This is a genomic window from Mycolicibacter heraklionensis (assembly GCF_019645815.1).
Lineage (GTDB): Bacteria > Actinomycetota > Actinomycetes > Mycobacteriales > Mycobacteriaceae > Mycobacterium > Mycobacterium heraklionense.
Map to the genome: position 1 here is coordinate 1,496,136 of NZ_CP080997.1, position 23,986 is coordinate 1,520,121.

Annotated in this window: 20 protein-coding genes and 1 tRNA gene; 11 read left to right on the top strand and 10 right to left on the bottom strand. The window is 67.3% G+C overall.

Features of this window, described 5'->3' with window-relative positions; genetic code table 11:
- Positions 1-46 precede the first annotated feature (46 nt).
- Positions 47-538, top strand: coding sequence for a beta-class carbonic anhydrase (locus tag K3U94_RS07135; RefSeq protein WP_024442311.1), 492 nt, complete (start codon positions 47-49; stop codon positions 536-538).
- 306 nt (positions 539-844) lie between these two features.
- Here the strand turns inward: K3U94_RS07135 and K3U94_RS07140 are convergent, their stop codons facing one another.
- Positions 845-2,185 (bottom strand): IS110 family RNA-guided transposase, encoded by a 1,341-nt coding sequence (locus K3U94_RS07140; protein WP_157864287.1) that lies wholly within the window; start codon positions 2,183-2,185, stop codon positions 845-847.
- A gap of 255 nt (positions 2,186-2,440) precedes the next feature.
- Between K3U94_RS07140 and cysD the strand changes: the two genes are divergently transcribed.
- From cysD to K3U94_RS07160, 4 genes are read left to right on the top strand one after another with little or no spacing between them, the layout of a single operon-like run.
- Positions 2,441-3,379: a sulfate adenylyltransferase subunit CysD gene (gene cysD, locus K3U94_RS07145; protein ID WP_230987487.1), complete on the top strand. Its 939-nt coding sequence runs from the start codon at positions 2,441-2,443 to the stop codon at positions 3,377-3,379.
- A complete protein-coding gene (gene cysN / locus K3U94_RS07150) occupies positions 3,379-5,232 on the top strand; it encodes a sulfate adenylyltransferase subunit CysN (protein ID WP_220696053.1) in 1,854 nt (617 codons plus the stop codon). The genes cysD and cysN overlap by 1 nt, the downstream gene beginning before the upstream one ends.
- Positions 5,229-5,957 (top strand): 3'(2'),5'-bisphosphate nucleotidase CysQ, encoded by a 729-nt coding sequence (locus tag K3U94_RS07155; protein WP_220696054.1) that lies wholly within the window; start codon positions 5,229-5,231, stop codon positions 5,955-5,957. The genes cysN and K3U94_RS07155 overlap by 4 nt, the downstream gene beginning before the upstream one ends.
- 25 nt (positions 5,958-5,982) lie before the next feature.
- Positions 5,983-6,456: an Rrf2 family transcriptional regulator gene (locus K3U94_RS07160; RefSeq protein ID WP_220696055.1), complete on the top strand. Its 474-nt coding sequence runs from the start codon at positions 5,983-5,985 to the stop codon at positions 6,454-6,456.
- A gap of 14 nt (positions 6,457-6,470) precedes the next feature.
- Here K3U94_RS07160 and K3U94_RS07165 read toward each other — a convergent pair whose 3' ends face one another.
- Positions 6,471-6,860, bottom strand: coding sequence for a VOC family protein (locus tag K3U94_RS07165; protein WP_220696056.1), 390 nt, complete (start codon positions 6,858-6,860; stop codon positions 6,471-6,473).
- A 59-nt stretch (positions 6,861-6,919) separates the two neighbouring features.
- Between K3U94_RS07165 and K3U94_RS07170 the strand changes: the two genes are divergently transcribed.
- Together K3U94_RS07170 and K3U94_RS07175 are read left to right on the top strand one after the other, a co-directional pair.
- Positions 6,920-7,810, top strand: a complete 891-nt coding sequence (locus K3U94_RS07170) for an LLM class flavin-dependent oxidoreductase (protein ID WP_220696712.1) — start codon at positions 6,920-6,922, stop codon at positions 7,808-7,810.
- A gap of 131 nt (positions 7,811-7,941) precedes the next feature.
- A complete protein-coding gene (locus K3U94_RS07175; protein ID WP_220696057.1) occupies positions 7,942-9,381 on the top strand; it encodes a glycoside hydrolase family 183 protein in 1,440 nt (479 codons plus the stop codon).
- A gap of 13 nt (positions 9,382-9,394) precedes the next feature.
- Here K3U94_RS07175 and K3U94_RS07180 read toward each other — a convergent pair whose 3' ends face one another.
- Genes K3U94_RS07180 through K3U94_RS07190 form a run of 3 tightly spaced genes read right to left on the bottom strand, consistent with a single transcriptional unit; the run spans position 9,395 to position 12,599 of the window.
- On the bottom strand, positions 9,395-11,263 hold the full coding sequence (locus K3U94_RS07180; RefSeq protein WP_220696058.1) for a GMC family oxidoreductase: 1,869 nt from the start codon (positions 11,261-11,263) through the stop codon (positions 9,395-9,397).
- The gene (locus tag K3U94_RS07185; RefSeq protein ID WP_220696059.1) at positions 11,260-11,616 is read right to left on the bottom strand and encodes a hypothetical protein; all 357 of its coding nucleotides are present in this window, start codon (positions 11,614-11,616) and stop codon (positions 11,260-11,262) included. Before K3U94_RS07185 ends, K3U94_RS07180 begins: the two co-directional genes overlap by 4 nt.
- The gene (locus K3U94_RS07190; RefSeq protein WP_220696060.1) at positions 11,613-12,599 is read right to left on the bottom strand and encodes a tocopherol cyclase family protein; all 987 of its coding nucleotides are present in this window, start codon (positions 12,597-12,599) and stop codon (positions 11,613-11,615) included. Before K3U94_RS07190 ends, K3U94_RS07185 begins: the two co-directional genes overlap by 4 nt.
- A 25-nt stretch (positions 12,600-12,624) precedes the next feature.
- Here K3U94_RS07190 and K3U94_RS07195 point away from each other — a divergent pair, with 25 nt between their 5' ends.
- Positions 12,625-13,347, top strand: a complete 723-nt coding sequence (locus K3U94_RS07195; protein ID WP_047320064.1) for a FadR/GntR family transcriptional regulator — start codon at positions 12,625-12,627, stop codon at positions 13,345-13,347.
- 18 nt (positions 13,348-13,365) lie between these two features.
- Here the strand turns inward: K3U94_RS07195 and K3U94_RS07200 are convergent, their stop codons facing one another.
- From K3U94_RS07200 to K3U94_RS07210, 3 genes are all read right to left on the bottom strand, one after another.
- Entirely contained in the window at positions 13,366-14,283 is a 918-nt protein-coding gene (locus K3U94_RS07200; protein WP_220696061.1) for an LLM class F420-dependent oxidoreductase, read from the bottom strand.
- A 75-nt stretch (positions 14,284-14,358) separates the two neighbouring features.
- Positions 14,359-15,387 (bottom strand): hypothetical protein, encoded by a 1,029-nt coding sequence (locus K3U94_RS07205; protein WP_220696062.1) that lies wholly within the window; start codon positions 15,385-15,387, stop codon positions 14,359-14,361.
- Positions 15,388-15,569: 182 nt separating this feature from the next.
- A complete protein-coding gene (locus K3U94_RS07210) occupies positions 15,570-17,273 on the bottom strand; it encodes a PGRS repeat-containing protein (protein ID WP_220696063.1) in 1,704 nt (567 codons plus the stop codon).
- Between the two features lie 155 nt (positions 17,274-17,428).
- On the opposite strand from K3U94_RS07210, the gene K3U94_RS07215 reads away from it, so the two are divergent.
- Positions 17,429-17,713 carry a hypothetical protein gene (locus K3U94_RS07215; RefSeq protein WP_220696064.1) on the top strand — a complete coding sequence of 95 codons (285 nt, stop codon included), beginning with the start codon at positions 17,429-17,431 and terminating at the stop codon, positions 17,711-17,713.
- On the opposite strand, the gene K3U94_RS07220 is transcribed toward K3U94_RS07215, so the two are convergent.
- Entirely contained in the window at positions 17,695-20,415 is a 2,721-nt protein-coding gene (locus tag K3U94_RS07220) for a helix-turn-helix transcriptional regulator (RefSeq protein WP_220696065.1), read from the bottom strand. The genes K3U94_RS07215 and K3U94_RS07220 overlap by 19 nt on opposite strands.
- A 522-nt stretch (positions 20,416-20,937) precedes the next feature.
- Between K3U94_RS07220 and K3U94_RS07225 the strand changes: the two genes are divergently transcribed.
- Positions 20,938-21,540, top strand: coding sequence for a LemA family protein (locus tag K3U94_RS07225; protein WP_220696066.1), 603 nt, complete (start codon positions 20,938-20,940; stop codon positions 21,538-21,540).
- A 13-nt stretch (positions 21,541-21,553) separates the two neighbouring features.
- Positions 21,554-23,503 (top strand): M48 family metallopeptidase, encoded by a 1,950-nt coding sequence (locus tag K3U94_RS07230; RefSeq protein ID WP_220696067.1) that lies wholly within the window; start codon positions 21,554-21,556, stop codon positions 23,501-23,503.
- A gap of 396 nt (positions 23,504-23,899) precedes the next feature.
- On the opposite strand, the gene K3U94_RS07235 is transcribed toward K3U94_RS07230, so the two are convergent.
- Positions 23,900-23,975: transfer RNA gene (locus K3U94_RS07235), tRNA-Arg, on the bottom strand.
- Positions 23,976-23,986 lie beyond the last annotated feature (11 nt).

The window sequence follows — 23,986 nt, forward strand, 5'->3', positions numbered from 1 at the left end:
GGCTCGTTCACTAGGCTCCGCTGCACCGCGACAGAGGAGAAGACCTGTGACCGTCACCGATGACTACCTGGCGAACAACGCCGAATACGCGAAGACCTTCACCGGTCCGCTGCCGATGCCGCCGAGCAAGCACGTCGCGATCGTCGCCTGCATGGACGCGCGTCTGGACGTCTATCGGGTGCTTGGCCTCAACGAGGGAGAGGCGCATGCCATCCGCAACGCGGGGGGTGTCATCTCCGAGGATGCGATCCGCTCCCTGGCGATCAGCCAACGGCTGTTGGGCACCCGCGAGATCATCCTGATCCATCACACCGACTGCGGGATGCTGACCTTCACCGACGACGACTTCAAGCGTTCCATCCTGGAAGAGACCGGTATCCGCCCGACATGGTCGGCCGAGGCGTTCCCGGACCCGGTCGAGGACGTCCGGCAGTCGCTGCGGCGGATCAAGGCCAGCCCGTTCATCACCCAGACCACGTCCCTGCGCGGATTCGTCTTCGACGTCGCGACCGGCAAGCTTGACGAGGTCACGCTGTAGCTGCTCGTCCTGGGCCCCTCGCCGGGGAGGTAATGACCCCGACGAGGGTGCGCAGATGTACGTCCCTGAGCGGCGTGTCGGCGTACAGACACCTTCGTAAGTGGTTTTTGTCAAGGGGGTTGGGGGGCCTGCCCTGTCCTCGTCTCTACGTAGTTCGTCAAACGGGTTTGGTTCCCAACTGCGTTCAACCGAGTTCAGTGAGGATGGGCGGGGCCTGCTCAGGGTGTCTGGCGAGGTCACCCAATGGTTGCCTCATGCACGTGTGGAGCTTGGCCCCAACCGAGTTATTCGGGTGGATCGTGATGGTCAGGCGGCGGCCAGTGGCACCACCTCCGCGCCGGCACGGACTGCATCCCAGTGCACCCGGTTGGTAACGACGACATGGATCCAGCGCAGCAGTGCCGCGGCCAGCGCAGCGCGTGCCTGACCATCTGAGAGCGGATTGGCCTCGCGAGTGGTCAGGTTTCGGTAGCGCTCGGCCATCACCGGGTTGTGCAATAGGGCACCCCACACCGCGCGCCAGGCAGCCAGTCGCAGCCCGGGCCGACCGCGCCGGGAGATTCGGGCACGACCCGCAAACGTACCGCTGGCATTGTCGCGCGGGCACAGTCCAGCGTGCTTGACCAGCGAACGAGGGCTGTCGAAACGGGTGGGGTCACCGGTTTCGGCCAAGATGGCCGCCGCCCCGACCGTCGAGAGTCCGGGAATGCTGGTGACATAGGCGGTCAGGTCCAGCTCATCGAGGACGGCGACCATGCAAGCCTGCACCTGGGTCAACCGTGCGGTGGCCGCACGCCAGTCCCCGAGCACCCACCGGGCACGCTCGAGCATGCCGGGGCGCTGAGCCAGCACCCCTCGGCGGTCAACCAGAGCGACGAACACCGCCTCGATGATCGATCGGCGGCACCGCTTGCCGCCCCAACGCGGCAGCTCACGGCGTACCGCGGCTTCAAACCGCGGCAGACCCCATCGAGCCAACCGCTCCGGCCGACCCGCGCAACGCTCCAGTGCTACCGCCACCGCAGCACACCAGTTGACCGACTCAAACGGCGATGCAGCAGCCTCCAACACCCCGGGCCATGCGCACTCCAGCAAATCACGTATTTGCTGCATGCAGGCGGTGGATTCGGTGACCAACCGGCTGCGCCGCGCCCCCTGCTGACGCAGCCGTGCCCAGGTCTCATCAGCACGCTCCGGCACATAGCAGTGCAGCTGGGCGGTCAGCCGCGCGATCAGCATCGCGTCCTTGTCATCGCTTTTATCTCGGGTGTAATCCTCGGCTTCCCGAGCCTTGCCCACAAGCATCGGGTTGACACACACCAGCGTCATATCGCGTTCGCTCGCAAGCTGATTGAGCACCATCCAACGATGTCCCGTCGGCTCACACGCCACCGTCACACCGGCGAACCCCGCCTTGCGCGCAGCGCCCAACGCCCAGTCCAGTACCGGCCCCATGTCCCAGGCCCGCTCCCGAACCGTCTTCCGGGCCAGCACCTGCGAATCATGGTTACACACCGCCACCGCCTGCTTGCGATCCGCCAAATCAATCGCCACGATCGCGTGACCTACCGGCACCAGCTCCCGCAACCGCGCCAACCTGGCATTGCGGCGCCGATCACCACGCGACAATCCACTACCCTGAACCACGACGTCCTCCTCGCTGTTTTGGGACACCAAGCCCGTCAACGACAGCAGGAGGACGTCTTCTACATCCAGACTTTCAACGACACGCGCCATAGCTCTCTTACTACGCACGCTCGCGCAGGGGTAGGTGCAGGGGTAGGCGCGGGGGCGCATAGATCACATTGACAGCAACACAGTGCGGCTGGTTGCATAGCCAGCCATAACCAACAAATATGGTAAGTCTCACCAAGATTATCGGGTATCCCTGGCAAGGAAGTCATGACCAGTAACGTCACTGCGCCCCCCGAGGCCTCTACGGCCGGGCACTATCAGCTCACGCATCTGCGCACCCTGGAGGCCGAGGCCATCCACATCATTCGGGAGGTGGCGGCGGAGTTCGAGCGTCCGGTGCTGCTGTTCTCGGGCGGCAAGGACTCCATCGTCATGCTGCATCTGGCCGTCAAGGCGTTCGCGCCGGGCCGGCTGCCGTTCCCGGTGATGCATGTCGACACCGGCCACAACTTCGACGAGGTCATCGCCGCCCGCGACGAGCTGGTCGCCCAGACCGGAGTCCGGCTGGTGGTCGCCTCGGTGCAAGACGACATCGACGCCGGACGGGTGGTCGACGACGGGCCGTCGCGCAACCCGCTGCAGACCGTCACGTTGCTGCGGGCGATCCGCGAGAACAAGTTCGACGCCGCGTTCGGCGGTGCCCGCCGCGACGAGGAGAAGGCTCGCGCCAAGGAGCGGGTGTTCAGCTTCCGTGACGAGTTCGGCCAGTGGGACCCCAAGGCCCAACGGCCCGAGCTGTGGAACCTCTACAACGGGCGGCATCGGGCCGGCGAACACATCAGGGCGTTCCCGCTGTCGAACTGGACTGAGTTCGACATCTGGTCCTACATCGGCGCCGAGGAAATCGCGCTGCCGTCAATCTATTTCGCGCACCAGCGCAAGGTGTTCCGGCGTGACGGCATGCTGCTGGCCGACCATGAGTTCCTGCGCCCCGTCGACGGGGAAGAGGTGTTCGAGACATCGGTCCGGTTCCGCACCGTCGGCGACGTCACCTGCACGGGCTGCGTGGAATCCACGGCGGCCACCGTCGACGAGGTGATCGACGAGACCGCAGTGTCCCGGCTGACTGAGCGCGGGGCGACTCGCGCCGACGACCGGATCTCCGAAGCAGGCATGGAAGACCGCAAGAGGCAGGGGTATTTCTGATGGGTGCGGCAACCACGCTGCTTCGTATCGCCACGGCCGGATCGGTCGACGACGGCAAGTCCACGCTGATCGGACGGCTGCTGTTCGATTCCAAGGCCGTCATGGAGGACCAGCTGGCCTCGGTCGAGCGCACCTCCCGGGAGCGCGGTCACGACTACACCGACCTGGCACTGGTGACCGACGGTCTGCGCGCCGAGCGCGAGCAGGGCATCACGATCGATGTCGCTTACCGCTACTTCGCAACGCCCAAGCGGAAATTCATCATCGCCGACACCCCGGGGCACATCCAGTACACCCGCAACATGGTGACCGGAGCCTCGACCGCCCAGCTGGCGATCGTGCTGGTCGACGCGCGGCACGGGCTGCAGGAGCAGTCCCGCCGGCACACCTTCCTGGCGTCGCTGCTGGGGATCCGTCACATTGTGTTGGCGGTCAACAAGATGGATCTGATCGACTGGGACGCCGAGAAGTTCGAAGCGATCCGCGACGACTTCCACTCGTTCGCCACCCGCCTGGACGTGCACGACGTGACGACCATCCCGATCTCGGCGCTGCTCGGCGACAACGTGGTGACCAAGTCCGACAAGACGCCCTTCTACGACGGTCCGGCGCTGCTGTCGCATCTGGAAGAGGTCTACATCGCCGGTGACCGCAACCTGGTCGACGTGCGGTTCCCGGTGCAGTACGTGATCCGCCCGCAGACCCACGAGCACGCCGATCACCGTAGCTACGCCGGCACGGTGGCCAGTGGTGTGCTGCGTCCCGGCGACGACGTCGTGGTGCTGCCCTCGGGCAAGCCGAGCCGGATCGCCGCGATCGAGGGTCCCAACGGCACAGTGGCCGAAGCGTTTCCGCCGATGGCCGTCTCGGTGAGCCTCACCGACGACATCGACATCTCCCGTGGCGACATGATCGCCCGCACCAACAACCAGCCGCGCGTGGTCCAGGACTTCGACGCCACCGTGTGTTGGATGGCCGACGGTGCGACGCTGCAGCCGGGCAACGACTACATCATCAAGCACACCACCCGGACCACCCGGGTGAAGGTGATGGCGCTGGACTACCGCCTCGACGTCAATACCTTGCACCGCGACAAAGAGGCGAACACGTTGAAGCTCAACGAGCTCGGCCGCGTCTCGCTGCGCTCGCAGGTGCCGCTGATGCTCGACGAGTTCACCCGCAACGACGCCACCGGCTCGTTCATCCTGATCGATCAGGCGACCAACGGGACCGTGGCCGCCGGCATGGTGCTGCGCGACGTCTCGCCGCGCGTGTCGAGCCCCAACACGGTGCGGCATGAGTCGCTGGTCACCGCGACCGACCGGTTGTCCAAGGGCCGCACCGTGTGGCTGACCGGCCTGTCCGGCGCGGGCAAGTCGTCGGTGGCGATGCGTGTCGAACAGCTGTTGCTCGAAAGGGGCACGCCGGCTTACGTTCTCGACGGCGACAACCTGCGGCACGGCCTCAATGCCGACCTGGGCTTCTCGATGGCCGACCGTGCCGAGAATCTGCGGCGGCTGGCGCACGTGGCCACCTTGCTGGCCGACTCCGGCCAGATCGTGTTGGTGCCGGCGATCAGCCCGCTGATCGAGCATCGCCAGCTGGCCCGCCAGGTGCACACCGACGCCGGGTTCGACTTCGTCGAGGTGTTCTGCGACACCTCGTTGGAGGAGTGCGAGCAGCGTGACCCCAAGGGGCTCTACGCGAAGGCGCGCGCGGGACTGATCACGCACTTCACCGGTATCGACAGCCCGTATCAGCGGCCGCGGAACCCCGACGTGCGGTTGAGCTCGCAGAACAGCGTCGACGAGCAGGCCCGCCAGGTCATCGCGGCGATCGACGACCGCAAGTGAACGATCACCAGCTGGCCGCGCACCTGGCCGCCGAGGCGGGCCGGCTGCTGCTGCGTGTCCGCGAGGAACTGGCCGACGCGACAGAGGCGGAACGGAAGGCGGCCGGCGACCAGCGTTCGCACGACTTCCTGATGGCCGCACTGGCCAGTGAGCGGCCCGACGACGCGGTGCTGTCCGAGGAGGGCGCCGACAACCCGGTCCGCCTGGCCGCCGAGCGGGTGTGGATCGTCGACCCGCTGGACGGCACCCGGGAGTTCAGCGAACTCGGCCGCGACGACTGGGCCGTGCACGTGGCGCTGTGGCAAGCCGGCGAGTTGTCCGCCGGGGCGGTGGCGCTGCCCGCGCGGGACAGCACGCTGGCCACCCCGACGGTTCCCGCCCCGCCCGCATACCAGGGGGCGCCCCGTATCGCGGTGTCACGCAGCCGTCCGCCCGCGATCGCCGAAGCGGTTCGCGAGCGACTGGACGGCGTGCTGGTGCCGATGGGCTCGGCCGGAGTGAAGGTGGCCTCCGTCGTGGCGGGCACCACCGACGTCTACGTGCACGCCGGCGGGCAGTACGAGTGGGACTCGGCGGCCCCGGTGGCGGTGGCCCGGGCCGCAGGCCTGCACACCTCGCGCATCGACGGTTCACCGCTGGTCTACAACCGGGCGGACCCATTGCTGCCCGACCTGGTGGTGTGCCGCCCCGAATACGCGCAAGAGGTGCTCGCAGCGATCAGCTGACCCGCCAGATGGAAGAATGCTCGCAATGCGCATGTCGGCCAAGGCGGAGTACGCGGTGCGAGCGATGGTCCACCTGGCCACCGCCGAGCCCGGCGCCTTGGTCAAGACCGACGAAATAGCGGCCGCGCAGGGCATTCCGGCGCAGTTCCTCGTCGACATCCTGTCCGATCTGCGCACCGACCGACTGGTGCGCAGCCAGCGCGGCCGCGACGGCGGCTACGAGCTGGCCAGGGCGGCCACCGCGATCAGCGTCGCCGACGTGTTGCGTTGCATCGACGGCCCGCTGGCCAGTGTGCGGGACATCGGCATGGGCGATCTGCCCTACGCCGGCCCGACGGCCGCGTTGACCGACGTGTGGCGGGCATTGCGGGCCAGCATGCGCTCGGTGCTCGAGCAGACCAGCCTGGCCGACGTGGCGTCGGGCGATCTGCCGGCGCACGTCGCCGAACTGGCCACCGACTACCGCACCCAGGAACGCCAGCGCGGTCACGGCAGCTGAGAACCGCGCCCGAGCTACGAACCCGAGCCGTACGGCCGGGTGAGGATCTCCAGGTAGTGGCCGTCGGGATCACGGAAATACACCCCGCGCCCACCATCGTTGTGGTTGATCTCGCCCGGGCGCTCACCCCGCGGATCTGCCCAGTGCGCCAGCCCGCGCCCGGAGATCTTGGCGTAGATCGCGTCGAAGTCGGACTCGGAGACCAGAAACGCATAGTGCTGCGGCCGGATCTCCTCGCCGGCGGGAACGTCGGCGTAGTCGAGGCTGGCCTGGTGGTCGAGCGCGACGACTTGGAAGTGGCCGAACGGCTGCGGCGCGGGCAGACCGAACAGTTCGGCCAGAAACGCCGCCGAGGCATGCTTGTCGTGTGCGGCCACGATCGTGTGGTTGAAAGAAATGCTCATCCCTTCAAGTGTCGGCCGCGCACGCCGCCCGTGCCACAATCGCGGTCATGCAGGTGGGAATGACCATGCCGGTGATGGAGTCCGACCTGGACGCAACGCTGCTGCGGGACTGGGCGCGCGCCGTCGACGACGGGCCGTTCTCGTCGTTGTGTTGGGGCGAGCGGATCGCCTTCACCAACCCCGACAGCCTGACCCTGCTGGGTGCGCTGTCGGCATGGACCGAGCGGGTGCGTCTGGTGACCACGGTGATCGTTCCGCAACTGCACGACCCCGTCATGCTTGCCAAAGCGCTCGCCACTGCGGACCTGCTCAGCCAGGGCCGACTCACCGTCGGGCTGGGCGTCGGCGGCCGGGTCGAGGACTACCGCGCGGTCGGAGCCGATCAGGCCACGCAGACCATGGGCGAGATGGCCGCGGCGGTGGCGATCATGCGGCGGGTCTGGGCGGGGGAGAAGCTCACCGAGTCGGTGCTGCCGGTCGGGCCGGCGCCCACCCAACCCGGCGGGCCGCCGCTGGTGGTCGGGACCATCGGCCCCAAGACCTTGCGCAGCGCGGCGACCTGGGCCGAAGGCCTGGCCGGCATCACCATGGACCTCGACGTCGCCAAACAGAACGAGCTGTTCGACGTCGCCCGCGACGCCTGGCGGCAGGCGGGCCGGGCCCAGCCGTATCTGGCGACGTCGTTCTGGTTCGCGTTGGGTGACCGCGACGAAGCCCGCGACCAGGTGCGCCGGCACCTGCTGCGCTACATGAACTGGATTCCCGCCGAGTACGTGGAGGCGATGGCGCCGACGACGGGCTGGGCCGGCAGTGAGGACGAGTTGGCCGAGGTGCTGCGCCAGTTTGCGGCGGTGGGCACCGACGAGGTCCATCTGATCCCGACCAGCTCCGACCTGGGCCAATTGCGCAGCGTGTCCGACGTGGTCGCCGAGGTCAACCGGGCCGGCTGAGCGGGCAATCCGCGGGTTGCGACACCGTCACGGAAGCGTCTCTATCGTTCTCCGGAGGTCACAGAAGTCCCAGAAATCACTATCGTCACAGTGGTGTGAGGCCCGGGAGCGGGTCCGGGGAAAGGTGTGACATGTCGGCGACGCGTCGAATCGTCTCGGCGGCAATGGTGCCGGCCGTCGTACTTGGGCTGGTTGCCGCCACCGAGTTCGCGCCGCCGGCGACGGCGGCGACCTGCAACGCCCCCGAAGCCAACATCGACCCGCCGCCGGGCTCACCGACCACCGGAGCCGGGCAGCTGCCGACCGGGCGTCGGCCCCGTGGCACCAATGATCAAGCGCCGCTGCCCAAACTGGGACCGCTGATCGCTGCGCTGATCAACCCCAACGGCACCATCAAGCAGCAGGCCGCGGTAGTGCCGCCGGCCCCGTATCCCGGTGGCCAAGCCGTGCCGAACGTCGCCCAACCGGTCCAGCCCGTTCCGAATGCCGGTGCAGATCAGGGAATCTCGACCGAAGACGCCGCAGGAGCCATCGCCGGAGCCCAGACCTCGCTGGTGGAGTGGGTGACCGGGCCCAACAGCCCCAACCAAACCCTGCAACGCTTCGGCATCTCCGGTACCGACCTCGGAATCCCATGGGACAACGGAGATCCCGCCAACCGTCAGATACTCATGGCGTTCGGCGACACCTTCGGCTACTGCCGCATCCAGGGCAAACAGTGGCGGCACAACGTGCTGCTGCGCAGCCAGGACAACAACCTGGCCGACGGCATCACCGTGAGTCCCGGAGCGGTCGGCAACAAGTACTCGGGTTCGCCGCTGCGGCAAGCGAATTTCTCCAAGCAGATCCTGCCCGCCGTGCAACTGGCGCCAGCCCAGGAGAGCATGATCCCCACCGCCGCCATCGGGATCGCCGGCAACCAGTACATGAACTTCATGTCGGTCAAGCAGTGGGGCCGTGACGGCGAATGGTCCACCAACTACTCGGCGATCGCGGTCTCCAACGACAACGGGGAAACCTGGGGCGTCTATCCGGGGACAGTGCGTTCGACGTCGCAGGAGAACGTGCCCCGGGCGCGCTTCGTCCCCGGTAACGAGAAGTTCCAGCAGGGTGCGTTCCTGCGGGGTAACGACGGCTACCTGTACTCCTATGGAACCCCCGCGGGTCGCGCCGGTTCGGCGTACCTGTCGCGGGTGCCCGAGCGCACCATTCCCGACCTCACGACCTACCAGTACTGGAATGGGGACAGCGGATCTTGGGTGCCGAGCAACCCGGCGGCGGCCACGCCGGTGATCCCCGGCCCGGTCGGTGAGATGTCGGTGCAGTACAACACCTACCTGCGGCAGTATCTGGCGCTCTACGGCAACGGCGGCAATGACGTGGTGGCCCGCACCGCTCCCACTCCGCAGGGGCCGTGGAGCGCCGAACAGACGCTGATCCCCACCGGCCAGATTCCCGGCGGCATCTACGCGCCCTACGTGCACCCCTGGTCGACGGGCAAGGACGTGTACTTCACGCTGTCGCTGTGGAACGCCTACGACGTGATGCTGATGCACACGGTGTTGGGATAGCCGCTCTCGCAGCTCAATTCCGTGACGCCACGACTTGCTCGGCTACCGCCAACGCCAACGCCATGATGGAAACCTGCGGGTTGACCTCGGGGCAGCTGGGCAAGATGGAGGCATCGGCGACCCAAACGCCATCGACACCGCGTAATCGTCCGTGCTCATCGACCGGGCAGAGTTGCTCATCGCTTCCGGCGGCAGCGGTACCGGTGGGGTGGAAAGCGGCCAGATGGAGGCGTCTGGGATCGGACCTGCGCAGGACCTCACTCAACTCGTCCATCGAGGACACCGTGGGCGCCGAGGGAAGGCCGGTCAGGACCTCTCGGGCTCCGGCGGCAAACAGCACGCGCCCCATCGCCTCGATCGCGATCACCAGCTTGCCCAGATCCCGATCGGTGATGGTGTAGCGCAGCAGGGTCGGTCCCCGTGCCGACCGGACGACCCGCCCGACGCCCTCATCGGCAACCATGGCGCCCACCGACGCGACATGGTGTGCGCGGTCGAGCCAGCCCAGGAGATCACGGCCATAACCGGGAAATACCATCGAACCCATTCCGGGTGGGGTCGCGGTTGCCTCGATCAATACGCCTTGCGAATGGTGCAGTTCCTCGACGGCAGCGCTTTGCAGCACCCCGTGCCAGGCGTACACCTCCTCGTCGAAACGGCCGGCCAGTGGGACCGACGGATGCAGGGCGAGGTTGCGGCCGAGTCGGGGATGTCTGCCTAGGCGACTGCGCCACAGCAGCTTAGGTGTTTCTGTGGCGCCGCTTGCGACCACCACCGTCGGCGCGATCACGTCGAAGGTGGAGCCGTCGGGCCGCAGCGCCCGCACCCCGCGGGTACGGCCACGAGCATGCAGCACCCAGGTCACGCGCGCGTGCGAAATGATGTGGGCGCCGGCGTCGCACGCCTGCGGCAGCGCGTTGAGATGGACCCCGAACTTCGCGTTGCGCGGGCAGCCGAGGGCGCACTGGCAGCAGCCACCGCATCCAGGTGCGTTGCGGGTGATGGGCCCCGCGCGCCAGCCGAGTGCCCGCGCGCCTTCAAGCAGCAGAGAACCATTGCGGCCCATGATGTCCGAGGGAACCGGACCGATCTGCAGCGTGGCTTCAACGTCGTCAAGCAGCCGCGTCAGCAGATCCGGGTCGGCAAGAGCCAGCCCGTAATGATCCCGCCATCGCTTTTGCACTGCCTCCGGTGGGCGATAACAGGTGCCCGAATTCACCACGGTGGTGCCGCCGACCGCACGTCCGATGGGCAGCACAACCGGCGGGCGACCGAGCGCAATCGTTGCGCCCCCGCCGCGGTAGAGGCCGGCGTAGCGGTCCATCGGGTGTGTGCTGCGGAATTCGTCGGCGGTCCAGCGCCGGCCCTCCTCCAGCACCACCGTGTCCAAGCCCGCGCGAGCCAACGTGCGCGCCACCATCGCTCCGCCGGCGCCCGATCCGACGACTACGGCGTCGGCCCGTACCACCGCGGCGGCTTCGGTGGAGGTGCTGATGGAAAGCGTTGCGTCGGGACGCACCACGGCGGCCTGCTGCGCCTGCGCGAGCAATTCGTCGGCGTAACTGTCGGCGCCATTGGCCAGCAACACAACCGCTTTGAGACCGTCCACCGCCGTCTCTGTGGTTGCGCCCAGACCGGCGATGCGGCGCAGTACTTTGGCCCGGGCCTCCGCCGGGAGGTGGCGTGAGGTGTGTCCGGTACCGAGGTAGCTTGCTGCCGCCACCGACAGCAGTCCGGCGCGCACCGCCACCCGGGTTGAGGCCGGCAGTTGACGGACATACCGGTCGATCCGTGTCACCAGGACAGCGGGCGGGGGACCGCCGTATTCCTCCGGCAACAGGGCAGAGCCGAACGACGCGGCAGCGTGGTCAGCGAGTTTCACGAGACGGGGGTCAGCGCGCGAGGGGAGCGGCGTCGACCGAGACGCCGGCCCAGTTTGAGGAACAGCGGATAGGTCGCGAAGAGCGCCGCCGCGATCGCGTGCTCGCGCCACCCGGACGACTCGGTGCGAAGCCGAAGAATCCCGCTGTTCCACATGAAATCTCGGCCGTCTCGGGCGCGGAAGGGCCGCCACATGACGCCGAGTCCGGGCACATTGTGGTAGAGCCCGAAAGACGCCCCGAAGAAGGTGCCCAGCACAGCGGCCTCGGCGAAATCGCGCCGCTCTTCGTCGAGTTCGCGCTCGATCAAGATGCCGGCGGCGACCAACATCGGCGGATCCAGCAGGAAGCTCATCCGTGCATCCTTTCGTTGACGGTCGGCGCCGCGTCTCCTCGAACGCCGATCTCGGCATGGCCGGTGCCCGGCAGTGACCAACTGCGATCGACGGTGCGGACGCCGCGCCGACGGTGGCTGATCTCGATCTGGATGTCGGCCTGCTCGGTGTTGGTGCACACCACGGTGGCGCCGTCGGGGTCCTGATAACGCAGACTGACGCATCGGTCGGCCGGCTGGTCAACACGAATTCGTATCGTGCGCTTGCCGATTCGTCCCTCCAGCTGCCAACGTGGAAGATCGAGCACGGTGCGTACCCGCACGGCCGGCAGGGTGCTGCCCGGCCAGTCCCGGCGATCGGTGCGCAACCGGATGAACGCCACGGGCCGCAGCGCGCGCAGGCCCGGTCGCCGCGACACCGCGGTGACGACTTCGAGTGCGTCCTGCCCGCCGAGATCGGCATGGATCCAGCCCCACCGCTCCGCGTTGCCGTGACCGTAGATGTGCGACACCGCGCCGCGCCATCCATTGATCTGGTGGGGAGTTCCGTTCACCGACAGCGTTCCCCGAAATTCTGCGGTCGGCGCCAGTACCACCTGAGCGCCGGGCAGTAGCTCGCGCTCCCAGACGAACCGTGGGAAGGTCCACAGTGGCGATCCGGAATCTGTCCAGCGCAGGTCCCAGTCCATCGCACCGGCGCACCCGACAAGGGACCCGGGAGCGACTCGGCCGCCCGCGCCGCGGTACCAGCTGCCGTCGTCGTGACTGGGCCCGATGGGCTCGGGGCCGAACCGCTGAGTGTGTGGTTCGGCCCCGGCTGGGAACCACGTGATCCACCCGTGGCCGAATGGCGGGCCGCCGTCGGCGGGTGCCACCACCTCGTGGTGGATCCATAGGCCGGCGTGGCTCACCGGATCGGACAGGGTCGCGTACCACACCTCGAGGCGACCAGGCTGTCCGCGCCATCGGGCGGCGGCTGCCGATTCCAGTTCGTGGGGCGTCATCTTGCGTACTATATTGGTTGAGCCAATGGACCAGTCAAGCCCAATTCCGCAACCGCAGCGTCAGCGCCTCGATGAGCAGATCGCGACGTCGATCATCGAGGCGATCGTCGACGGTGCTTTTCCGCCGGGTTCGGTACTACCGCCCGAACGTGACCTGGCCGAACAACTCGGCGTGAACCGGACGTCGCTGCGTCAGGCGCTGGCCCGGCTGCAGCACATGGGGCTGATCGAAGCCCGCCAGGGCAGCGGCAACCTGGTGCGCGAGCCCGCGGCCCTGACAGATCCGGCAATCGTCGAGGTGCTGCTGCGCAAACTGGGGCCCGATTTCCTCGCCGAGCTGCTTGAAATTCGGGAGGCGCTCGGCCTGCTGATCGGCGACCTGGCCGTCAGCCGCGGTACGCCCGAGGATCTCGCTGCCCTGCACCCGACGCTGGAGTTTGTGCGGGCAGCAGATACCCCTGAAGCGCTGCAGGCAGCAGAGCTCGCCTTCTTCGCGGTGCTCATCCATGCGACACACAATCGCGCCCTGGCCTTGATGTTCGGTTGGGTTCAGCAAGGTTTCGGCGGGCGCTCGCATGAGCTCACCGCGGCGTTCGACGACCCCACGGCCGTACGGTCCGCTCTGGCGGCGATCGCTGAGGCCGCCGCATCCCGAGATGCGGCAGAGACCGCCGTCGCGATGCGGGCGCATCTGCAGGCCAGCGGCCACCGCATGCTGGCGGCCGCACGTCAGAGCGGTGCTGGCTGACCGGGCCGCGAGCCGGTATCAGTCGTCGAGCACCGCGCGCAACGCCGCACCCACCTCGGTGATCACGCCGGGGGTGTTGCCGGGGATGTTGATGGTCACCCCGCCGACGCCGGCGTCGAGCACCTTGGACTTGACCTGCTCGGCGATCGCTTCGGGGCTGCCGGCCACCGCCCGCTGAGCAATCTGGGCGGGAATCTGATCGGCGGTGAGGTTCTCGCCGGCCAGCGCCGTGAGCAGCATGGTGGTTTCCAGGGTCGCCGGGTCGCGGCCGACCTCGTCGCAGCTGCGCCGGATCGCGTCCACCTTCGCCGGCAGTTGGTCGAAGCCGGTGATGAGGTTGAGGTGGTCGAAGTGGCGGGCCGCCAGCGGGATCGTCTTCTTCTCGCCGCTGCCGCCGATCAGCAGCGGAATATGGTCGCGGAAGCGGGGTTCGGCCATGGCCTCCCGGGTGCGATACCAGTCGCCGGAGAAAGTGGGCCGCTCACCCTTGACCATCGGCAGGATGATCTGCAGCGCCTCATAGAGCCGGTTGAACCGGTCGGTGAAAGTGCCGAACTCGAAACCCAACTGGTCGTGTTCGAGCTCGAACCACCCGGTGCCGATACCCAGGATCGCGCGGCCGGCGCTGACCACATCGAGGGTGGTGATGATCTTGGCCAGCAGGGCCGGGTTGCGGTAGGTGTTGCCGGTGACCAGCGCGCCCAGCTGGACCCGGTCGGTCGCGGTCGCCAGCGCACCCAGGGTCGTATACGCCTCGAGCATCGGCTGGTCGGGGGAGCCCAACATGGGCAGTTGGTAGAAGTGGTCCATCACGAACACGGCGTCGAATCCGCCGGCCTCGGCCTCGCGGGCCTGCTCGATGACCGTGGGAAACAACTTCGAAATGCCGGTGCCGTAAGAGAAGTCGGGGATCTGGAAGCCAAGGCGAATCGTCACGTCATCGACCCTAGGGGCATGGGGTAGCTGGCTGGGGAGATTCTGCTGTGCGCGAAGCGAAATTTTGCGGAGGGTTTAGCTGTCTAGTCTCCTGTGGCGGGGGTGTACCCGATATTCCATCGACTGTTTGCGTCGTAGTGGCCGGCGCTGGGCGATGTAGTACGCGGTCAGGTACATCGCGGGGAAAGCGCCTGCGGTGAGGACCGAGGCGACACCGAATTGCATGTATTGGCCGCGCGCTATCGGATAGCGCCAACTGGCGTCGCCGTATGCGGTGACAACAGATAGCAGCGCGAAGAACGTGCCACTCATCAGGCCGACCCAAACCTCACCTCGTCCCGAGGCGGCGAAGTAGACGTTTCCGGCGGCGATCGCACCTAGTACGACGAGAGACCACCACATAGTTGTGGCGGTGAGTAGTCCGCTGTAGGAGTCCGGATGTGGATCGATCTCCTGCTGTGCTGAATCGGTTGTCGCGAGAGCATCTTCGGGATCGGGGTCTGGGATCGTCAACGAGTAGATCTTGCCGCCGATCTTGATGTAAGGAGTGGACACATACGCTGCAACTACCATCACCGCCGGAACCAAAATGCCCAGTATGGCTGCGTTAGCCCACGTCGGATACGTTGCCAGGGTGCCGAAGAACCCCGCTGTGCAGGCACAACTCCAGTAGATGCGTCGCTGGGCGCTGGTGCTGAATTTGGAGAAAGACAGTAGAAATCCCGCGAGGTAGCACAGGACAATTACTCCGAAGGACAAATCGCGTACCATCAGCCGCCCATCATCTTTCGCACCAATGTATCCCCGCCAAACCCGCCCGCAATAGAACCGAGAAGTCCGACAATCACGGTGCCCTCGGGCCCCACCCACGAACCCCAAGCTGCCCCTGCGGCGAATCCTCTGGGTTGCTTGATCGGGTGTCAGCGGTGGCCGATCTGGATAGGCCTGACCAGATTCGAGGAAATCCTGGAATTGTCGTCTGGCTTGGGCGCGCGTACGCGCGTCGCCGGCGAGCACCGGATTGGTTGGCAATGGGCCGATGAATTGGGAATTCCGCAGGTCATCGAGGCGTTTCTGAGCCAGTCGCCGCGCGGCTGCCGGCATGCCCCTCAGCCTTGCCAACGTCGCGGTCGCCCGTGGAATCAGCCGGTCGGCGACGTAACGCCGACCATCTTCCTGCGGTAAAGCTTCCCTGGTACCAGACCGGGAAGCTTTCACCCGCCTCTTGACGATAAGTGCTTACGCCGCAATCGGATTCATGCGCTGATGCGGTCGGGGGTCGCCTGCTAAGGGGAATTGTTGCCGTCGGCTCCCGGTTCTCCCGGCGCTCCGTTCGCTTGTGCATCGCCGCCCAGACCGCCGTCGCCGCCGATGTTGCCGGAGCCCGTGCCGCGGCCGCCGTTGCCTCCCGCCCCGCCGTGGCCGTCACCGCCGATGCCGGAATGGGACCCGCCGCCTCCGTCCCCGCCCTGACCACCGGCACCGGCGTCGGAGCCTGCGCCGCCGTTGCCACCGGCACCACCGGCACCATCCCAACCACCCCAGCCGCCGTTACCGCCATCCCCGCCGATACCACCGTTGGACCCTGCGCCACCGTTACCGCCGGCGCCGCCGACTCCGCTGACACCGCCGCGGCCGCCGATTCCGCCGACGCCGCCGACGCCGCCCCAGCCTCCGCTGGTGGCGGTTCCGCCGTTGCCGCCATTACCCCCGTCGGCACCGTCGGCCGCGGGTGCCGGGGCGACGACGGTTGCCGCGCCGCCGCCGCCACCACCACCGCCGCCGGCCGCGTGGCCGCCGTTGCCTGCGGCGCCGCCGTCGCCCCCGGTACCTCCGGCGCCGCCGGGATGACCGGTGACGCTGCCGCCGACCCCACCGGAGCCGCCAGCGCCGCCGGCCCCACCCCAGCCGCCGAATCCGCCGCTGCCGCCGTTCCCGCCCAGACCAGCGGAACCGGTGGTCCCGTTGATGTCGCCGCCGTCGCCACCGGCACCCCCCGCGCCGCCGGGCCCCATCGGCCCTCCGTTGCCGCCGTCGCCACCGCTGCCGCCCGCATTGCCGAGGCCGTCGGCGACCGCGCCCCCACCGGACCCCGCGTCTCCACCGCGGCCGCCCGCCCCGCCGAGGGCAGAGCTGTTGCCACCGGACCCACCCTGACCGCCCAGGCCGCCGACGCCAACGGCGCTACCGCCCCGCCCGCCCGCACCGCCGGCGCCACCATCACCGAACATCAGTCCCGTCGCATTGCCGCCGGCACCGCCGTCGCCGCCGGGTGCGCCCGACACCATGGGGTTAGCCGAGGACGCACCGTCGCCGCCGACACCACCGGCACCACCGACGCCGAACAGCCAGCCAGGTGCGTCACCGCCGGCCCCGCCGTTACCACCACTGTCGAATCCGGGTCCGCCGTCGCCGCCGTCGCCGCCGTGACCCATATAGGACCCGCCGATCCCGCCGGCCCCGCCGTCACTGTCGAGGGCGCCGTTGCCACCGGCCCCGCCATTGCCGAACCAGCCGGCATTGCCACCGTCACCACCGTCGGTGCCGTAGACGCCCGGCGTGTAGCCGTCGCCGCCGTCACCGAACCACGCACCGCCGTCATACCCGGTCGGGTGAGCCAGTGTGCCGTCGGCGCCGTCGCCGATCACATACTGGCCGGCGAGCTGGTTGATGACGGCGTCGACCTGCAATCCCAGCGGGCTGTTGATCCAGTTTTCGATGCTGGTGTGCATCGGCAGGTAGACGAACTGGTCGAACCAGGCTGCGGCGGACTGCGTGGACGCTGCCGCATCACCGGGGTCCAGCCAAGCCAGCCAATCGACGTGGTCGGCGGGCGCCGGGGTGAACAGCGGGTCCAACCAGTCCACGAGCCAGTCGAACTCGTCGGCCTGCGCGCGCGGCGCGATGCTCGGCGGCGTCATCCCGAACGTCAGAAACGCACCTGCTGCTGCACTCGCACCGAGGATCCGGCGCTTGCGGTTCGTGGTCATGACAGCACCTCCCGAGCTCAGTCAGCGTTGACGCTAATAACGCTCGAGAGTCCGATAAATCAGGTGTTTCCCTTGTTATTGCCTGGCATGGCGCTGAGGCAACGGTAGGGAAACACCCGATTTCCCCGCAGGAGGCGGCGACGTAGCCTCGCACCATGGGTTCGCCCGAGGCCTATTTTCTGGCCGAATGGTATTGCCAAGACCTGGCCGACGCACCGGTGCGCCCCACCGCCGCCCGCCTCGACGGCGCCGTCGCCGATGTCTCGGCCGGTGGCACGGCGATCCGGCTGCTCGGGGTGATCGCGCTACCCGGTGACGCCATGCTGTTCGGCGTGTTCATCGCCGCCTCCGCGCGGGTGGTGGCGCAGGTGTGCGAGCGCGCCGGTATGTCGGCGCAGCGGATCACGTCCGCAGCAGGGGTTCATCTGCGCATGTGTTGACCGAGCTCGGCCCGCGAATGAATCGCCAGTTTGCGATACACGCGAGAAAGGTTGGCCTCGACCGTTTTCGGACTGATGAACAACGCCGCCGCGACGTCGCGAGTGGTCATTCCCGACGCAGCCAGCTCAGCCACCCGTTGCTCGGACGGGGTCAGGCCGGCGCCGCGTTGTCGACCCACGCTGGATCGTTCCAGTTCGGCGCGGGCACGCTCGGCCCACAACGGCGTCTGCAGCTCCTCGAAGACGGCCAGCGCCTCCCGGATGGTGTGTGCCGAAGCGTCCTTTCTGCGTTGCCGCCGCTGCAATTGCCCGAGCAACAACAACGTTCGCGCCCGTTCGAACGGCATTGCCAGCCGGTCGTGGTGGCCGATCGCGAGCGTAGCGGCCGCACTGGCGCCGTCCAGGTCACCGTGAGCGGCCAGCAGCATCGCGCGACCGCGCTCGGCGACGGCCAGCATCCACGGCCGGTCCAGCCGGTGCCCGTTCGCCGCCAACGCCTCGACCAGCGGTTCGGCGTCATCGATGCGCCCCACTTGAACCAGCGCCTCGACGGCGTCGGGCACGAAACCGGCGACGAATATCTCGGTCGCGTTCGCGCTGATTGTGGGCAGCAGCGGCGACAACACGTCGACGGCGGCCGGATGGTTGCCCAGCGATACCTCCAGGAAACCCAGCGCCGCGACGACCCACGCGGTCAGCAGCTGCGAACCGCTACGCACGATCGGCGTCGTCGCCTCGTGCACATCCGTGCGCGCGTCGTCGACGTGCCCGGCGTAAGCGGCCACGATGGCCCGGGCGGTCATCGCCGCGGACAGCTGCAGCGCCCCGTCGAGCTGGCGTGCCCGTTCGACGGTGTCCTCGGCGATGAGCGCGGCCCGAGCGAAGTCGCCGCGCCAGATCTCGTTGAGCACGCTGTGAAACGACACGAAGACCAGGTCGCTTTCGTAGGCATGCTCAATACAGTGCCGCCGGACCGCCTCGAACTCGACGCTGGCCGCAGCCAGTTCGCCCACCCACGACAATGCCATGGCGTTGGTCAACGTCGCGCGCCCCTCCAGCGTCCGCGCGCGCCGGCGAACACCGTCGTCGAAACCGTTCCCGCACAGCAGGTGCACCACCACCGACATGGCCAGGGCTTGGCCGAGCAGGGCTGGCTCCCCGAGCCGCTCGGCGTCCTTGACCGCTGCCTCGACGGTCTGTTCCGACGACACCGCCCGCCCGATCCGGACCTCGATCCACGACTTCAGCACCAGGATCTGTACCCGCAACCCCGATGTGTCTCCCGCATGATCGAGAGCACGCTCGAGATAACCGGCCGCGTCGATCAGGCTGTCCTCGAACTGGCTCAGCATCGCAAGCAGGTACAGGGCCTCGGCACGCAACGGCGCGGGCCCGTCGCGTTCGATGGCCCGCAGCAGAATCGCGCGCGCGGTCGCGGCGTCACCGGCGTTGAAATGGTTTCGCGCCGAGCTCACCTGACGCTGCACGGTGTCACCGCCGAGCCCGATCGCCAGGTCGGTCAGCTCGGCGGCGACGGCCGGTGCGCCCCGCATGCCCGCGATCTCAGCTCCCGTATCCAGGGCCTTCAGCGTTGCCGGGTCAGCATGGGTCGCGGCGAAGGCCAAATGGCGCGCCTGGAGTTCGGGTTCGGTCACAATCTGCGCCAGCCGACGATGCATGTCCCGGCGCCGGGCCGCTGACGCGTCGCTTGTGACGCCCGTTGCCAACAGCGGATGAGAGAAGCGAACTTTGTGTCCGTCGAGTACCAGCACCCCGGCTGCCTCGGCCTGCTCCAAAAGCGGCCGAAGCTGTGCCGCATCCATCGCGAGCGCGTCCGCCAACAACTCGACGGTGGGCCTGCCCAGGCACGCCGCTGCAAGCAGCAACTCCTGGAGATCGCCGCGCAGCCCATCCAATCGCGCCCGCACCACCTCCGAGAGCGTGCCCGCCAATCGGAAGTCGTTGGCCGCGAAACCGTTCTGGATGCTTCGCGCGAGTTCGATTGCGTAGAACGGGTTTCCACCCGACACCTCATGGATGCGGACCATGGCCGGACGTGCGATAGATCGTCCGAGCCGTCGCGACACAATCAGGTGGAGATCGCCAAGTTTCATCGGCGGCAAGGCGATCCGCTGTGTCGCGTCCGGTGCGGGCAGTGGCAGCGTGATTGCCCGGGTTTCGTTGACACCGGTGCGGACGGTGGCCAGCGCAGCCGCAGGTCCGCGGAGCCGTCGCGTCGCAAAGCTGATCACCAGGGCGCTCGATGGATCCAACCACTGCAGGTCGTCGATGGCCAGTAACACCCGTTGACGTTGGGCGAGTACATCGATCACCGCCAGCAGCGCTGCGGCGAGCGTCCGCTGGTCGGCGGTGGTGCCGCCGTGCGCTGAACGCAACAGGATGTGGTCGAGGGCACGTCGCTGGGGATCAGGGAAATTCGCCCAGACGTCCGGCTCCACCCCCGAAAGCAGGTCGGCCACGGCGGCGTACGCCAGCACCGCCTCAGCGGCCACCGGGCGCGCTGAGAGCACGCGAACTCCGTTGCGTCGGGCGTAATCACATGCCGCCAACCAAAAGGTCGTCTTGCCGATACCTGCGTCGCCGTCAATAATCAGCGCACCGGGCTCTTCCCACGGGCGATCGAAGAATGTCGTCACTGCGCACCATTCGGCGCGTCGGGTCACATCATTGATCGTGTCCATCGCCCACCCACCCGTCGCGGGATGAGTGTATGACGTAGGTGCAGTTCAGGAGCTCAGTTCGACGGGGTGAAGCCCAGTCACTTTTCGAGCCACGCTGCGCGTGTTTGAAGTTTCACGATCGGATGGGCGGCCGTTGTCGGTGTAGACCGGAAACCCTGAAAAGGGCGACGTCAGCCGCCTTTTTTCGTGGCGCACCGAGAAAGGCTCAACATCGGACCCCTTTTTACTGCCATCGGTAGAAACTCCCACGGCCGGTCGCCCACAACGAGGGCTTAAACGTAGGAACCCCTGCCGTACTGACGGTGGTGGTCCACCTCCAGTCCCGGCGGCGCTGCCCCTAGGAGCAAGGGGATGCGCCGGGTGCCGGTGAGGCCCCCGAGATCTCATCCGACTCGGATACGGCGAGTAGTCGGAGCGAAGCGGCTGAAGCCTCCGAACGGACCTGCGCTGGCCTTTCAGCGGTTACGCTTCGCCGAAAACCGCACAAATTGCGGTTAGGCCGACTCTTTGGAGGTATGCCTCGTGGAGCTCACCATCGGACTCATCGTCGTCGTTGTCATATTTCTGCTCCTCGCGGTGTTGGTGATCGCGGGCTACAACGGGCTGGTTCGGGCGCGCAACGCGTACAAGAACGCCTTCGCCCAGATCGACGTTCAGTTGCGGCGTCGCTTCGACCTCATTCCCAACCTGATCGAAACCGCCAAGGCGTACCTGTCGCATGAGCGCCAGACCTTGGAGGCTGTCGTCAATGCGCGTGGCGCCGCGATGAACGGCCTTGCCGCTGCCCAGGCCAATCCCGGCGACCCGGCGGCGATGCAGCAGTTGGCCCAGGGGCAGCAGGAGCTCAACGGCGCGCTAAGCCGGCTCAACCTGGTGGTCGAGCAGTATCCCGACCTCAAGGCGAACCAGAACATGATGCAACTGTCGGAGGAACTGACCTCCACGGAAAACAAGGTCGCGTTCGCCCGCCAGGCCTACAACGACGCGGTGATGAGCTACAACAACCGGCGTGAGACGTTCCCCGGCAATGTCTATGCCGGCATATTCAACTTTGCCCCGGCCGCCCTGCTCGAGATCCCGCCGGAACACCCGGAGATGCGGGACGCGCCGAAGGTTCAGTTCTGACCGACCGGCGGCCATGAACTTCTTCGAGCACCAGCGGGCCGCCAAGGGAACCACGCTGAAGCTGGTGCTTCTCTTCGGGGCTGCGGTGATGGCGTTGGTCGCGGCGATCGATGCCGCCGCGGTGATTGCCTTCGTCTATCTCTCAAAGGATTACTACGGGATCGACGCGTCATCGATTCTTGCGATCGTCATCGTCGTCACCGCAATCACGCTTTTGGTCATCGCAGGTGGAACGCTGTTCAAGACGATTTCGCTGCGCCGCGGGGGTGCCGCTGTCGCCGCGGCCGTCGGTGCGGTGCCCGTGGACCCGACGACGACCGACCCGCAGTTGCGTAGGTACGTCAACATCGTCGAGGAGATGTCGCTGGCTTCCGGCGTGCCTGCGCCACGTTTGTTCGTCATGCCCGGTGAACCCGGAATCAACGCTTTCGCGGCAGGTTTCACGCCTGCCGATGCTGCCATCGCGGTGACAGGGGGAGCCCTGGCGCAACTCAACCGTGACGAATTGCAGGGTGTGATCGCTCACGAGTTCAGCCACATCCTCAACGGTGATATGCGGCTGAACATTCGACTCATCGGACTACTCAGCGGAATTCTGCTGATCGGAATGATCGGCTTGCGCGTACTGCAGTTCGGCGGTCGCGGGAGTGACAGCAAGCGCGCGCTGCCCCTCGTTGCGTTCGCGTTCGCGATGATGGTGCTCGGCTACGTCGGCGTGTTCTTCGCCAACGTGATCAAGGCTGCGGTAGCACGGCAACGGGAGTGGCTGGCCGACGCGTCGGCGGTGCAGTTCACGCGTCAGACCGACGGCCTCGAAGGCGCACTGAAGAAGATTGGCGGCATACCGACCGGTTCGCAGCTGCGTAACTCCCGCAATGCGGCCGAGGTCAGCCACATGCTGTTCGGAGAAGGCGTGCGATGGTCGTTCACGTCGTTGTTTGCGACGCATCCGCCACTCACCGACCGGATCAGGGCGCTCAACCCAGACTTCGACCCCGGGGAAATCGCCGAACTACAGCAGCGGTACGCCAATCAGGCACCCGACGGCCTGGCCGAGGACGTCGCCGCAGGTTTCGCCCCTGCCGGAACGGCGCTCGGCCGTCAGGCCCCCGCACCAGAGCAAGCCCCCAATGCCGGCTGGCGCACCAGCCCTGAGCAAATCGTGGCTCGCGCAGGCACTTTCACTCCGGCTGACCTGAAGTACGGCGCGGCACTGCATGCGCGGATTCCTGACGATGTCCGCGCGCTGGCCAGCCAGCCCACCACGGCCCCCGCGGCCGTCATCGCGTTGCTCCTCGCGCCGTCGAGCGGGGGTCTGCACTCCCGTCAGCTCGCCTCGGTGACCGAACGTCTGGGGCCGACGCAGGCGCGGGAAGCCGCCGCCCTCGCCGACCGGATGCGGGCGCTGCCGCACGAACTTCGGCTCCCGGTAGTCGCGCTGGCTTTGCCGCAGATCGCCACCCACTCTCGTGCCGAACAGGACGCGCTCATCGCGGTGCTGAATGCGCTCGCCGTCGCCGACGAGAAGGTGACGATGTTCGAATACTGCCTGACTCGCCTGGTCTGGAATTACGTGCTCGATACCAACGACCCGGCTCGCCGGAGCAAGGTAGGCAGCGATTCGCTCACCGGTGTGCGTCCGGTGGTGACAACCCTGCTGGCGACTCTCGCGGTCGCGGGGGGCGCCGACCAAGACGTGGCGGCACAGTCTTTGGACATTGCGCTGCAACGACTTTACGGTGATACCGCGAGGCCCGAGAGCCCGCGCCGCTTGAGCTGGCAGCAGACCCTCGACGAAGGCTGGGCCGCCCTCGACGCCTTGGACCCCAGGGCGAAGCAAGCACTCGTCGAAGCGATGGTGGAATCGGTTCTGCACGACGGCACCGTGGCAGCGTCGGAAGCTGAATTGCTCCGTGCGGCATGCGGCTTGATGCACGTTCCCCTGCCTGCGCTGTTGGGCTGACTGACGTTGGTCGAGCAAGCCGAGCGGACCCAGGCCGGTGATGTACCTGACGATGACGTCACGGCGATATATGCGGGATGTTTTGTCGCACGGCACGCGTTTAGGCGGCGGTGAGGCCGTTGCGGCGCAGGCCGCTGGCCGAACAAGATGATGGTGGGCCAGTACGAGTCCACGGGAGGCATGTCGTAGGCGAATTGGGCCACGGCGTTCTGTGGGGCGTGGGTAGGTCCTGGTCGGCGGCGTGGTAGACCCCACTGACAGGGCCTTATTGGTGGTCGTGGCAGAGGTTCCTTGCGTTCGGTCAATAGACCGGACGGACCGTGAGGAACTGCCGTTTCGAAATGGCACGGGGGTCGCACGTAGCGTATGGGATGTACCGTTTACGCAGCTCATCGGTGGTGCCCCCGGCAGGATTCGAACCTGCGACCTTCTGCTCCGGAGGCAGACGCTCTATCCCCTGAGCTACGGGGGCGCTCGCGTGAT

Coding starts and splice junctions, on each gene's coding strand:
- K3U94_RS07205 (WP_220696062.1), bottom strand. CDS start 15,387: ATGCCGGCAGCCGCGCGGCGACTGGCTCAGAAACGCCTCGATGACCTG.
- K3U94_RS07190 (WP_220696060.1), bottom strand. CDS start 12,599: ATGACGCCCCACGAACTGGAATCGGCAGCCGCCGCCCGATGGCGCGGA.
- K3U94_RS07175 (WP_220696057.1), top strand. CDS start 7,942: ATGTCGGCGACGCGTCGAATCGTCTCGGCGGCAATGGTGCCGGCCGTC.
- cysN (WP_220696053.1), top strand. CDS start 3,379: ATGGGTGCGGCAACCACGCTGCTTCGTATCGCCACGGCCGGATCGGTC.
- cysD (WP_230987487.1), top strand. CDS start 2,441: ATGACCAGTAACGTCACTGCGCCCCCCGAGGCCTCTACGGCCGGGCAC.
- K3U94_RS07230 (WP_220696067.1), top strand. CDS start 21,554: ATGAACTTCTTCGAGCACCAGCGGGCCGCCAAGGGAACCACGCTGAAG.
- K3U94_RS07160 (WP_220696055.1), top strand. CDS start 5,983: ATGCGCATGTCGGCCAAGGCGGAGTACGCGGTGCGAGCGATGGTCCAC.
- K3U94_RS07215 (WP_220696064.1), top strand. CDS start 17,429: ATGGGTTCGCCCGAGGCCTATTTTCTGGCCGAATGGTATTGCCAAGAC.
- K3U94_RS07185 (WP_220696059.1), bottom strand. CDS start 11,616: ATGAGCTTCCTGCTGGATCCGCCGATGTTGGTCGCCGCCGGCATCTTG.
- K3U94_RS07195 (WP_047320064.1), top strand. CDS start 12,625: ATGGACCAGTCAAGCCCAATTCCGCAACCGCAGCGTCAGCGCCTCGAT.
- K3U94_RS07220 (WP_220696065.1), bottom strand. CDS start 20,415: ATGGACACGATCAATGATGTGACCCGACGCGCCGAATGGTGCGCAGTG.
- K3U94_RS07165 (WP_220696056.1), bottom strand. CDS start 6,860: ATGAGCATTTCTTTCAACCACACGATCGTGGCCGCACACGACAAGCAT.
- K3U94_RS07210 (WP_220696063.1), bottom strand. CDS start 17,273: ATGACCACGAACCGCAAGCGCCGGATCCTCGGTGCGAGTGCAGCAGCA.
- K3U94_RS07170 (WP_220696712.1), top strand. CDS start 6,920: ATGACCATGCCGGTGATGGAGTCCGACCTGGACGCAACGCTGCTGCGG.